The 12,483-nt window shown below is 59.7% G+C and carries 11 protein-coding genes; 8 read left to right on the top strand and 3 right to left on the bottom strand.

Going from position 1 to position 12,483, the window contains the following annotated elements:
* Positions 1-7 precede the first annotated feature (7 nt).
* Both PMI16_RS08460 and PMI16_RS08465 read left to right on the top strand, forming a co-directional pair.
* Positions 8-559 (top strand): hypothetical protein, encoded by a 552-nt coding sequence (locus PMI16_RS08460; RefSeq protein WP_007878486.1) that lies wholly within the window; start codon positions 8-10, stop codon positions 557-559.
* 27 nt (positions 560-586) lie between these two features.
* On the top strand, positions 587-955 hold the full coding sequence (locus PMI16_RS08465) for a response regulator (RefSeq protein ID WP_007878487.1): 369 nt from the start codon (positions 587-589) through the stop codon (positions 953-955).
* Between the two features lie 61 nt (positions 956-1,016).
* Here PMI16_RS08465 and PMI16_RS08470 read toward each other — a convergent pair whose 3' ends face one another.
* On the bottom strand, positions 1,017-2,054 hold the full coding sequence (locus tag PMI16_RS08470) for a helix-turn-helix domain-containing protein (RefSeq protein WP_007878488.1): 1,038 nt from the start codon (positions 2,052-2,054) through the stop codon (positions 1,017-1,019).
* A gap of 178 nt (positions 2,055-2,232) precedes the next feature.
* Here PMI16_RS08470 and eat point away from each other — a divergent pair, with 178 nt between their 5' ends.
* From eat to eutC, 4 genes are all read left to right on the top strand, one after another.
* Positions 2,233-3,615, top strand: coding sequence for an ethanolamine permease (gene eat / locus PMI16_RS08475; RefSeq protein ID WP_007878489.1), 1,383 nt, complete (start codon positions 2,233-2,235; stop codon positions 3,613-3,615).
* Between the two features lie 82 nt (positions 3,616-3,697).
* Complete coding sequence (locus PMI16_RS08480) at positions 3,698-5,026, top strand: haloacid dehalogenase-like hydrolase (protein WP_007878490.1); 1,329 nt, start codon at positions 3,698-3,700, stop codon at positions 5,024-5,026.
* A 70-nt stretch (positions 5,027-5,096) separates the two neighbouring features.
* The gene (locus PMI16_RS08485; protein WP_007878491.1) at positions 5,097-6,494 is read left to right on the top strand and encodes an ethanolamine ammonia-lyase subunit EutB; all 1,398 of its coding nucleotides are present in this window, start codon (positions 5,097-5,099) and stop codon (positions 6,492-6,494) included.
* A gap of 40 nt (positions 6,495-6,534) precedes the next feature.
* Entirely contained in the window at positions 6,535-7,389 is an 855-nt protein-coding gene (gene eutC / locus PMI16_RS08490) for an ethanolamine ammonia-lyase subunit EutC (RefSeq protein WP_007878492.1), read from the top strand.
* A gap of 88 nt (positions 7,390-7,477) precedes the next feature.
* Here eutC and PMI16_RS08495 read toward each other — a convergent pair whose 3' ends face one another.
* A complete protein-coding gene (locus PMI16_RS08495; protein ID WP_237719823.1) occupies positions 7,478-8,452 on the bottom strand; it encodes a class I SAM-dependent methyltransferase in 975 nt (324 codons plus the stop codon).
* 123 nt (positions 8,453-8,575) lie between these two features.
* Positions 8,576-9,487, bottom strand: a complete 912-nt coding sequence (locus tag PMI16_RS08500) for a LysR family transcriptional regulator (RefSeq protein WP_007878494.1) — start codon at positions 9,485-9,487, stop codon at positions 8,576-8,578.
* A gap of 180 nt (positions 9,488-9,667) precedes the next feature.
* On the opposite strand from PMI16_RS08500, the gene PMI16_RS08505 reads away from it, so the two are divergent.
* Both PMI16_RS08505 and PMI16_RS08510 read left to right on the top strand, forming a co-directional pair.
* Positions 9,668-10,900: an MFS transporter gene (locus PMI16_RS08505; RefSeq protein ID WP_007878495.1), complete on the top strand. Its 1,233-nt coding sequence runs from the start codon at positions 9,668-9,670 to the stop codon at positions 10,898-10,900.
* Between the two features lie 27 nt (positions 10,901-10,927).
* A complete protein-coding gene (locus PMI16_RS08510) occupies positions 10,928-12,451 on the top strand; it encodes an amidase (RefSeq protein WP_007878496.1) in 1,524 nt (507 codons plus the stop codon).
* Positions 12,452-12,483 lie beyond the last annotated feature (32 nt).

A 12,483-nucleotide genomic window follows, 5' to 3' on the forward strand; every position in this document is an offset into this window, starting at 1 on the left:
CGAGTCCATGCTGAGCCAATCCGCCAAAGACGGCTTCGAGCTGCTGCTGACGCAGTCGCTGAAGAGCAGCCTTGCGCCGTCCGGCGTCGAGGCGCAGATTTCCACGCCGCCTGACATGAGCGACTTCCCGGAAAAGCAGATGGTCGTGCTGACGGTGTCATCCTATTTATTTCGGCTGATGGTGATGTTTTACTTTACGCCCAATGCCGCCACGCGCAATCATTTCGCCCGTCTCAACAATATCGACGAGGCCGAGATGAGCGAGCAGAGCTTCATGGACGCCATCGCCGAAAGCGGCAATCTGTGCTGCGGCATCCTCAACCGCGATCTGGGTAATTTCTTTCCGCACATCGGCATGTCGACCCCGAATGTGATCGACAAGAACTGTGCGGCCTATCTGCAAAAACTCAACTGCCAGCATGTCCGGCATTTCGCCGTCGATATGGACGGCTCCCCACGATTTCACGTGAGCTTGTGCGTATCGGCCTACGCGGATATCGACTTCAGTGTGTCCGCCGAAGAACTGGGAAGCGATACCGGCGAGCTCGAGCTGTTTTAACTCTTACCCTTATCAAAAGAAAATCTCATGGCACAAATCCTGGTAGTCGATGATTCAAGCACCGTCCGCGCCGAAGTGGGCGATTTCCTCAAGAAGAACGGCCTGGATGTCGCCCTGGCCGTCGACGGCCGCGACGGCCTGACCAAGCTCAAGGGCGATCCTTCCATCAAGCTGGTGGTGTCCGATGTCAACATGCCCAACATGGACGGCCTGACCATGGCAGAGAAAATCCGCAGCGAACTCGGCAACGCCGGCGTCAACATCATCATGCTGACCACCGAAAACTCGCCGATCATGAAAGAACGCGGCAAGGCTGCCGGCATCAAGGGCTGGATCGTCAAACCGTTCAAGGGCGACGCGGTGCTGGCGACGTTCAAGAAACTCGTGGGCGCCTGACGCAGAGGCACGTCGGCAGCGCAGTAGAGGAGAGGGGCGTCATATTGTCCGCCGGCGGCATTCAGGCAAGCGACTTGACGGCGCTTGACGGCGACTCACCGAACAGTTTCTTGTAGTCGCATGAGAATTGGCTGAAATTGCTGAAGCCCCAGGCAGCGGCAATATCGCCGATACGCGAACTATGGGGGGCGCCGTCGGCGCGGCCATGCAGCAACTGGCGCCGTACTCCGTTCAGCCGCAATGACCGCAGGTAAGCCATCGGACTGATTCCCTGTATGTCTTCAAAGCAGTATTGCAACGTGCGACGGCTCACGTGCAGATGGTCGCACAGCATCGGCACCGTCACCGCCAGGTCCTGATTGCGCATCGCATAGTCGCGCGCATCGTTGACAATGCGGCGGCGTCGGGCCAGGCTGGTGCAGGCTTCATTTTCTATTTCGCTGGTGTCGAGCATCGCCAGCAGCATGCTGATGACATTGCCTTGTTGCATGGCGCGCGCGTTGCCGGCGCCGTCCAGATCGAGCAGCGTCTGGATATGGTGCCGACAGGCATGCAAGGCGGCTTGATCGACATGCAACAGTTCGGCCGATGCCAGTTTTGACCATTCTATTTTGCTGCCGAACTGTTCAGATGCTTCAAGCAGGATATTGCGTTGGATGACGATACCGAGGATTTCGTGCCGGTCGGGCGTCATCAGTTCAAATTCTCGATGGCCCGGTCGCGTCATGATCATGCCGGCGCCGACCTGGCGACCATTGATGCGCATGCCGCCGACACCGGTTTCGATACCGAACCAGAAAGCATCGGGCCAGACGCAGCAGGATTGGCGTACGGCGAGGCTGCTGCGCTCGCGGAAAATCTGCAGGCCGTAGGCACGCCATTCGTCGAGTATGCCGCAAAACCGTCCGGCGGCGATCTGGTCGTAACGCTGTTCCCAATTGGTCAGGTTGTGTGCGTGTTCGTCCACGTCATGCGCGACAACGGTGCGCAGGGCTTCATGGCTGTGCACCGGCGATGGAGCTGATTGTGCAGATGAAAGGATGGACTCTGACAAGGGCTTTTCCTGTGATGTAAAGGGCAGTGTTCTGCGCAGCGCCATACATGCTGCATGTTTGCCGATTTTCGATAACGCCGTTGTTTTCCCCCTTGCTATATTCAATCCGAAGATCGATGACAACGATTACAAGCAAACCCTATGCCTGCCGTCATCGATTCGTCTCCGATTGGTCTTGTCTCAACAGCATCAATCGCATCGGGTATTGCACAGGAGTATTCATATGGAATCTACGACGTCCGGCCAGCATCAAGGCCTCAAGCCGGTTTTGAGCACGTTGCAGTTGTGGGGAATTGCCGTCGGACTGGTGATTTCGGGAGAGTATTTCGGCTGGAGTTATGGCTGGGCTTCCGCCGGCACGCTTGGCTTTACGGTCACGGCGGTGTTCATTGCCGCGATGTATACGACTTTCATTTTCAGCTTTACCGAATTGACCACGTCGATTCCGCATGCGGGCGGTCCGTTCGCTTACAGCAAGCGCGCTTTCGGTCCGACCGGCGGTTATCTGGCGGGAGCCGCCACGCTGATCGAGTTCGTATTCGCACCGCCGGCGATTGCCTTGGCCATCGGCGCATATCTGAATGTGCAGTTTCCGACGATTGATCCAAAAACCGCGGCGCTTGGCGCTTACCTTGTTTTCATGACGCTCAATATCGTCGGCGTGCAGATCGCGGCGACCTTTGAGTTATGCGTCACGCTGCTCGCCATTTTTGAGTTGCTGGTATTCATGGGCGTGGTGTCGCCGGGATTCTCCATGATCAATTTCACCAAAGGAGGGTGGTCAGGCAAGGATGTGTTCACCTTGGCGTCGGTTCCCGGCATGTTCGCGGCGATACCGTTTGCAATCTGGTTTTTCCTCGCCATTGAAGGCGTGGCGATGGCGGCGGAAGAAGCCAAGGATCCCAAACGGTCGATCCCGATTGCCTACATCACGGGCATTCTGACCCTGGTCGTGCTGGCGATCGGCGTCATGCTGTTTGCCGGCGGCGCCGGAGACTGGACCAAGCTGGCGAATATCAATGATCCGCTGCCGCAAGCGATGAAGCTGATCGTCGGCGCCAACAGCAACTGGCTGCATATGCTGGTATGGCTCGGTTTGTTCGGGCTGGTGGCGTCGTTCCACGGCATTATTCTCGGTTATTCGCGGCAGATCTTCGCGCTGGCGCGGGAAGCTTATCTGCCGGCCTATTTCGCTAAAGTGCATCCGCGATTCAAGACCCCGCACCGTGCCATTCTGGCAGGCGGCGTGGTCGGCATCGCCGCGATTTACAGCGACGAGCTGATCACCATCGGCGGCCAGACGCTGACCGCCAATATCGTCACCATGTCGGTGTTTGGAGCGATCCTGATGTACATCCTGAGCATGTTGAGCCTGTTCAAGTTGCGCCGTGTGGAAGCCGGGCTGGCAAGGCCGTTCCGCGCTCCTTTTTACCCGTTCTTTCCGGCGTTTGCCTTATTTGGCGCGGTGGTGTGCATGGCGACGATGATCTATTACAACTGGCTGATCTTCCTGATTTTTCTGGTTTTCCTGGCGCTCGGTTATGGCTACTTCCTCATGACCGGAGGCCGCCGCGCCGAAGTTTCCGGACTCGCCAAGAGTACCTAGAACGCATCTCACGATTATTAATGAGATGAGTTCTACTGATTCACCGCGGTTTTCCTCTCAACTTTCATTCACCAGGCAGAGAATGCACAACATGAACAAGACACAACAAACTGGCGCACCGGCAATTGCGCGACGGGGATTTTTGGGACGTGCGCTGGCTTCCGCCGCAGGCGCGGCAATGGTGGGGGCGCCGTTGGTTGCGCAGGCGAAAACCGCCGCGGTACCGATCGCACCGGTAGGACTGGACCGCGCCAAATGGTCGCCGCGTAACCGGCAGATGGTTGAACAGATGATTGCCGCCTGCGGCAATACGTCGGGGACGTACAAGAGCGGCAAGCGGCCGTACGCGGTATTCGACTGGGACAACACCAGCATCATGAACGACTGTGAAGAAGCATTGCTGATGCATCAGATCAATACCTTGTCGTTCAAGCTGACGCCATCGGAATTCAGCGCCATCATCCGCCAGAACGTGCCGCCGGGACCGTTCACGGCTGATTTCAAAAATGCCGCCGGCAAGGTCGTCGACCTCGATTCCATTTGCGCCGATCTCGACGCCGACTACGCATTCCTGCATGCCAATTACAAGGGTTTTGCCGGCAGCAAACCGTTGGAAGAAATCGTCGCGACCGCTGAGTTCCTCGACTTCCGCACCAAGCTGTATTACCTCTACGAAGCCGTCAACGACACCCATGGCGTGAACGTCGGCTATCCCTGGGTGATTTATTTTTTCGCCAACATGACCGTCGCCGAGGTGATGGCGCTTGCCGAGGCATCCAACGATGCGGCCCTGGGCGCGGCGTTGACCAAAGTGAAATACACCAGTCCGGCGGATCGCCCCGGCAAGGCCGGCGTGGTCAGCGTATCGCACTTTCACGGCATCCGCTTATGCACCGAAATCGGCGGCATGATGGATACCTTCCGCGACCATGGAATCGATGTCTATGTCTGTACCGCCTCGCTGGAGGATGTGGTGGCCGTGTTCGCCACCAATCCGAAATACGGCTACAACGTCTCGCGTGAGAACGTCATCGGCTTGCGCCTGGAACGTGACGGCGCCGTATTCAAGAATGCCTATCTGAAAAACTGGCCGCTGACCTGGGGGCCGGGCAAGACCGTCGCGATCAAGAGCGAGCTGGTGGCAAGCAAGGGCTACGGCCCGATTTTTGTGGCCGGCGACAGCGATGGCGATTACGATATGCTCAGAGACTTCGCGGATACCCGCTTCGGACTGATCGTCAACCGCATGAAGACCGGCAAGATCGGTGAATTGTCGAAGCTGGCCGCCGCCCAGATGGACGCCAGGCAGCCGCGTTTCCTGTTGCAAGGCAGGCAAGAGTCGACCGGCAATTGGCTGCCGGTCGAAACCAGCATCAAGTACGGCAAGACAACGCCTCTACTGACGGCATAGTGGGGTCGATATCAGAAGACAATCGCGTCGTCGGCCGGCACGCTGGCGACGCGATGGAGGAAGACAAATCATGTCGGTGTATCAATTCAGTCATACGGTCGGTTCCGTCACGCATCAATTCCGTGATCTGAAGGACTTGATGGCCAAGGCAACGCCGTTGCGCTCCGGCGATATGCTGGCTGGCGTGGCGGCAAGCAATGCCGAGCAGCGGGTGGTTGCGCAGATGACATTGGCGGCGTTGCCGCTGCGTGTTTTTCTCAGCGAAGCACTGGTGCCGTATGAAGACGATGAAGTCACCAGGCTGATCCTCGACGAGCACGATGCCGGCGCGTTTGCCGCGATCAGTCATCTGACCGTCGGCGATTTCCGCAACTGGCTGTTGAGCGACGACGTTGACGGCGAGACGCTGAGCGCGGTCGCGCCCGGCATCACACCCGAGATGGCGGCGGCGGTCAGCAAGATCATGCGCAACCAGGACCTGATCCTTGTCGCCAAAAAATGCCGCGTCGTCACGGCCTTCCGCAACACCATCGGCTTGCCGGGACGGCTGTCCACCCGGCTGCAACCCAATCATCCGACCGACGACGCCAGCGGAATCGCCGCCAGCCTGCTGGACGGACTCCTGTACGGCAGCGGCGACGCCGTGTTCGGCATCAATCCCGCCACCGACAATGTACCGCAGGTGATCAGGCTGGTCGCGATGATGGACGAGATCATCGCGCGCTACCAGATCCCCACCCAGTCCTGCGTGCTGACCCATGTGACCAACACGATCGCCGCCATCGGGCGCGGCGCGCCGGTCGACCTGGTGTTCCAGTCGATCGCCGGCACCGAGGCCGCCAATCGCGGTTTCGGCATCGACCTGGCCTTGCTGGCGGAGTCGCGCAGCGCGGCCTTGTCGCTGGGACGCGGCACGGTGGGCGACAACGTCATGTATTTTGAAACCGGGCAGGGCAGTGCGTTGTCGGCCGGCGCGCACCACGGCATCGACCAGCAAACCTGCGAGGCGCGCGCCTATGCCGTGGCGCGCAAGTTCAAGCCCCTGCTGGTCAACACCGTGGTCGGCTTCATCGGTCCCGAATACCTGTACGACGGCAAGCAGATCATCCGCGCCGGACTGGAAGATCATTTCTGCGCCAAGCTGCTGGGGCTGCCGATGGGCTGCGACGTCTGTTACACCAACCATGCCGAGGCCGACCAGAACGACATGGACAATCTGCTGACCTTGCTGGCCACGGCCGGCTGCAATTTCGTGATGGGCATTCCCGGTTCCGACGACATCATGCTGAACTACCAGACCACGTCGTTTCACGATGCACTATACGTTCGGCGGGTGCTGGGTCTCAGGCCGGCGCCGGAATTCGAGGCGTGGCTGCAGCGCATGCAGATCTTCGGCAGCGAGCCGCAGTTTCGTCTCAGCGAAAGCTTGCCGCCGACGTTTCGCGATGCTTTGCAGCGCCTGTCGTGACGATGGCGACTCCCTGAAAAACGCAAACAGCGAGGCGCACATGACAAACGACAAATCTCCCGTCATCGACAATCCCTGGCAGACGCTGCGCCAATTCACCGCGGCGCGCATCGCGCTCGGTCGTGCCGGCGTGAGCCTGCCGACGTCGCCGCAACTGGCGTTCCAGCTGGCGCATGCGCAGGCGCGCGACGCCGTGCATCTGGCGCTGGATGCGCAACAGTTGCGCCGGCAACTGACGGACGCAGGCATTGCAGGATCGGAAGCTTGCCGCATTCTCGACAGCGCCGCCGGCGACCGGCAGACCTATCTGCAGCGGCCCGACCTGGGACGACGGTTGAGCGATACGTCGCGGAGGGAGCTGGCGCCGGCAGGACGGGAGCAAAGGCAGGAGGAAGGACAGGAGGAAGGGCGGAGCAGCGATCGTATTTACGATCTCGCCATCGTCATTGCCGACGGCCTGTCGTCGCTGGCGATTGCAAGGCATGCCGTCCCTTTCCTTGCAGCATTGCAACAGCGGATCAGCGGACATGGTTGGAAACAGGCTGCGCCGACCATCGTGCGGCAAGGGCGCGTGGCGATCGGCGATGAAGTCGGCAGCCTGCTCGGCGCCAGGCTGGTGGCGGTGCTGATCGGCGAGCGCCCAGGCCTGAGTTCACCCGACAGCATGGGGCTGTATCTGAGCTGGATGCCGCGCGTCGGCATGGCGGACGCGGAGCGCAACTGCATCTCCAACATACGTCCGGCGGGCTTGTCCTATGCGGAAGCCGCCTTCAGACTCGATTATCTGATGCAGGAGGCGAGCCGCCGGCAACTCACCGGCGTCGGCCTCAAGGATGAAAGTGTCGCCGTCGATGAAATACAGGGCGCGCCGCCGAGGAATTTCCTCCTCGGTTGAGTGCGAACAGCCTTGATACGGCACGACAGGCGGGCGTATTTCGTTCCCATGTTTACCCGGAAACTTTACAAACCGGGTCACACCCAGGTCAGGACAGACGGCGAAGCCACAAACTGCTGCCGTGACCGATCCGTTCCGGCAGACGCGTGAAAGTCGACGCAATATCCGCCGGATAGCGAGTCCCCATGAAATGCCCGGCCCACATCACATCCCAGTGATGATTGAACTGCAAGAATGCACGAGCAAGATACTGTTCGTTCCAGTTGCGGCCCTGATCAATCATCCAGTTTTTCGGGTACTCGTCGGGCAGGAAAACGTCGTGGATATGAACAATCACCCCCGGACGCAATCGGGGAATCACCTCGAAAAACAGATAGTTGACGTCGCTGCCGACCTTCGACACATGCGACGAGTCGATGAACAGGATATCGCCGGGACCCAGCCGCTCAAAAAAACCGAGATCGACATCCTCAACCTTCTGTTGCACCAGTTGCGTGATGCCTTCGACGCCATTGACCAGAAATTGCCGGGGATACGGCTCAATGCAACTGAACTCGATCGTGTTCTGAAAAAACTTGCGATTGACTTCGGCCGTGACCAGCGAGGAAAACCCGCAACCGACTTCGATCATTTTCTTCGGCCGGAAGTGCTGCAGCGCTGCGTACAGAAACTCGGCGTCGGGCATCGGGAACTGGTCGTTATTGTAAAAATAACGGGTCGGATCATTCGGTTGATCCGTTGGCCAGTCAATATCCGCCGTATAAGGCTTGAGCGCCTTTGCCAGTGCAAGCTGGTTGTCGACCCGCAGATCGATGCCGGGCATGGAGTCGACTTCGGCCCAGATTTTTGCCTCCCGTGCACGGATGTCGGCCGTGTTGGCGATCGGTGAATAGAAATGCCCGAGCGGAAACAGCAAGGGAATATCCGAACCGCCATCGCCGGGCATCGCGCAGGCGTTGAGGGAGCGGATGTGCTGGAACAAACGTTTGATAAGCATGCGGACTCCTGAGTGGATTGTGTGTTTTTTGAAATATGCGGTCAGCCGGGCACGGCGTTCGACCAAATGTCGGCATGGGGCCAGTCCACTTACGGCTCAAGTTTAACCATATCGATGATCCAGCTCAAATGAAAAAGCAGTCGTGCCTCTGCATGGGGGCATGGACGGCGTATTCGATTTCGACTGAAATTAAACATCGCCTGCGCGCATGATCAAGGTATTGAGAAATGCGCGTGCAGCTTCCGGCAAGGTACGTCCGGACAAGGATTGAATTTCCATTTGCAGCGTATTCATGTCGCGGTCGCGGATCGGCAAGGCCACCAGCTGGCCGTTCTGAACCAGCTTGCGTATCGGCAGGCCCGCCGAGAATCCCACGCCGTCGCCGGAGAGCACAAATCCCAGCAGGGCGTTGATCGAGTCGCTGCTCAACGCCGGTTCCAGCAACAGATTCCTGCGACTGCAGCAGGCATCGATCAGGCGGCGCATGGTGATGTTCTTTTGCGGCAGCGCCAACGGGTAAGCGCTCAGTTCCGTCAGCACTACCTGCTTGCGTCCGGCCAGAGGATGGCCGGGGTGCATCACGGCGAGAATCGGCGCGCTCTGGGCGTATTCCACCTTGATGTCGCGGTCCGGCGCCATGGTAAATGTCAGGCCGATATCGACCGCGCCTTCGCGGATCGCCTGCGCCACCTCGCCGGCGCTGCCGACCGATAGCTGGAAGCGAATGCCGCCATGCTGGCGCCGGAAGAATTCGATCGCCGTCGGCAAAAAGTCCAGCGCGAAACCTTCGGTGCTGGCCAGCTTCACCTCGCCGCGCCGCAAGCCTTTCAACGCCAGCAACTCATTGCCGATGCGCTCGGTTTCCAGTTGCGCGCGCAAGGCGTGCGCGGCCAGCAACTCTCCCGCCGCATTCGGCTTCATGCCGCGCGACACGCGCTCGAACAAGGGCGTATCCAGTTCATCTTCCAGCCGGGCAATTTGGCGGCTGATGGCCGAAGACGCCACGTTCAGCGTCAGCGCCGCCTCGGTGATCGAACCCCGGTGCACCACTTCCAGAAAGTAGCGCACGGCGGTTTCTTGCAGGATACGGGTATTGGTCATGCGGCCATTTTAGGAGTGGTTTGCCGAATCGGCAATCGATTATTCGAAACATTGTTCTTGTTGCAAACCAGTGGCAATCGTAGGATGGACTCCATGCTGCATGCCGGTGTTGTCGCGACAGTCTGCGCGACCATGCCCTTGGCGTCAGCGAGCCAATTCCATTTGGGAAGGAAACCGAGCATGAAGGCAGCGACAGAAACGGGCAAATACAAGTATGTGGTGCTGGCCTTGCTGTATCTGGGCTGGTGCGTTTCTTATATCGACCGCGCTGCGATCACCTTTGCGGCGACCTACATTGCCGGCGAATTTCAGCTCAAGCCTTCCGACCTGGGAATCTTGCTGAGCAGCTTCTTCCTCGGTTATTCGCTGCTGCAGTTGCCGGGAGGCTGGCTCGCCGACCGTTTCGGATCGCGTCCGGTGATCGTGATCTCGATCCTGATGTGGTCGGTGTTTACCGCCTTTACCGGCCTGGCGTGGTCGATCTCCAGCCTGGTCGTCATCCGTTTCGTGTTCGGTCTCGGCGAAGGCGCATTTCCCGCCGCCAGCGTCAAAGGTGTGGCGGAAACCTTCGACAAGGAAGAGCGCCCCAAGATGTCATCGCTGCTGATGTCGTCCAACTATGTCGGCAGCATGCTGGCGCCGCTGATCATTGCCCCGATGATCATCCAGTTCGGCTGGCGCAACGTATTCCATTACATCGGCATAGCCGGCCTGGTGTTTGCGCTGGTGTACTGGTTCGTGGTGAAGCCGGTCAGGGCGATCAAGGGCGACGCTGCGGCCGACGCGGAAAAGAAGGCCATCAACAAGGAGGCCTTCCGCGCTTTGCTGAAGACGCCGCTGATGTGGCAGATCGTGGCAGTCTGGTTCGGCCTCAGCATCGTCAACAAGGGACTGGATTCCTGGATGCCGACTTATCTCATGACCCAACGCGGCCTGAACCTGAAATCGGTCGGCTTGCTGTTGCCCTTGCCCTATGTGCTGGCCGGCATCGCCACGGCCATCGGCGGCTGGGTGATGATACGGTTTTTCGACGGGCGCGAACGCTATCTGCTGATCGGCAGCTCGATATTGACGGCGATCTTCGTGTATTGCATGTACACCTCCAACAGCATCGCCGCCCTGATCACGTATCAGTGCATCGCCTACTTCTTCAAGTCCTTCGTCCTGGCAACCTGCATTGCACTGCCAACCAAGATGCTGCCCGCCAATCTCATCGGCACCAGCATCGGCATGGTCAACCTGGGCGGTCAGTCGGCCGGTTTCATTTCACCGCTGGTGATCGGCTTCCTGGTCAGCGCCTTCAACAATTACGATTACGCGTTTGGTTTCCTGATTGCCGCCGCCTGCTTCTCGGTGCTGGTCAGCCTGTTCATCCGCACCCTGAAATCGTCTGCCTACACTCAGCACGCCTGATCACATCCAGCCATCTCGAGGATACTTATGCCGGACCACAGCATCGTTGAAAAAAGCGCAGTCACCCTGCGCGCATTGATCGGCGCGAAGCAGCTTTCCCCGGTGGAGTTGCTGGACGCCTGCATTGCCCGTATCGAAGATCTCAATCCCCGCATCAATGCCGTGACCGCGACCTGTTTCGAGCGCGCCCGCGGGGAGGCCAGACGCGCGGAACAGGCGGTCATGGCAGGCGCGCCGCTGGGCCTGCTGCATGGCTTGCCGATCGGCATCAAGGATCTGGAGGAAACCGAAGGATTGCTGACCACCTATGGTTCGGCGCTCTACCGCAGCAATATTCCCGCGCGCGACAATGTGCTGGTGGCGCGGCTGCGCGCGGCCGGCGCCATCGTCACCGGCAAGACCAACGTCCCCGAAATGGGGGCCGGCGCCAACAGCCGCAATACGGTATGGGGTGCGACCGGCAATCCTTTTAATCCGCTGCTCAATGCCGGCGGCTCCTCGGGCGGTTCGGCGGCAGCGCTGGCAACCGACCTGCTGCCGCTATGCAGCGGTTCCGATACCGGCGGATCCTTGCGCATTCCGGCGGCCAAATGCGGCGTGGTCGGCTTTCGTCCGTCTCCCGGCCTGGTCCCCAGCGAACGCAAGTTGCTGGGCTGGACGCCGATCTCCGTCGTCGGGCCGATGGGACGCGACGTCGCCGATACCGTGCTGCAATTGCGCGCAACGGCCGGCATGGATTTCACCGATCCCTTGAGCTATCCGCTGGGCCACGATCCTTTTGCGACCTTGCCGGACATCGACCTGTCGCAACTGCGCATCGGCTATACCGAAGACTTCGGCGTCTGCGATGTCGACAACGACATTCGCCAGGTCTTCCGCAACAAGATCGCCGCCATCCGTCCCTACGTAAAAGTCTGCGAACAGATCAATGTCGACATGAGCGAGGCGCATCGCTGCTTCGACGTCATCCGTGCCGAGAGTTTCGTCGCCGGCTTTGAAGCTGCGTATCGCCGCGATCCATCCTCGCTGGGACCGAATACGCGTGCCAATTATGAATTGGGCGCCGCCATGACGCTGGCCGACAGCGCCTGGGCGCAAGCCGAGCAGACACGTATCTTCCGCCGTTTTCAGGCGCAGTTCGCCGACTTCGACCTGATCCTGTCGCCGACCACGCCGGTCTCGCCCTTCCCGTGGAGCGAGCTGTTCCTGAAACAGATCAACGGCATCGAGCTGGAAAATTACTACCGCTGGCTGGCGCTGACCTATGTGGTGACGCTGGCGACCAATCCATCCATCTCGCTGCCTTGCGGCGTGGACCACAAACAAATGCCGTTCGGCCTGCAAGTGACGGGCGCTTTCCGCGCCGACGGCCGGCTTCTGGGCTGCGCCGCGGCACTGGAACGTTTGTTCGACGGCAGCGACGAATTGCGCCGCCCGCGGCCGGACCTGCAGCAACTCCGGCGCAGCGAAGTCGACCTCACATCCATCGTTACCCATCCGCCGCGGCAGTCGGGCGGACCAGCAGACAGCGCCGGCGCTCCCGCGGTCTGAACATCAGTTTCAGAGCGCCGGCGCGGCTTGAT

Origin of the sequence: Herbaspirillum sp. CF444, from assembly GCF_000282135.1 — a bacterium.
Lineage (GTDB): Bacteria > Pseudomonadota > Gammaproteobacteria > Burkholderiales > Burkholderiaceae_D > Herbaspirillum.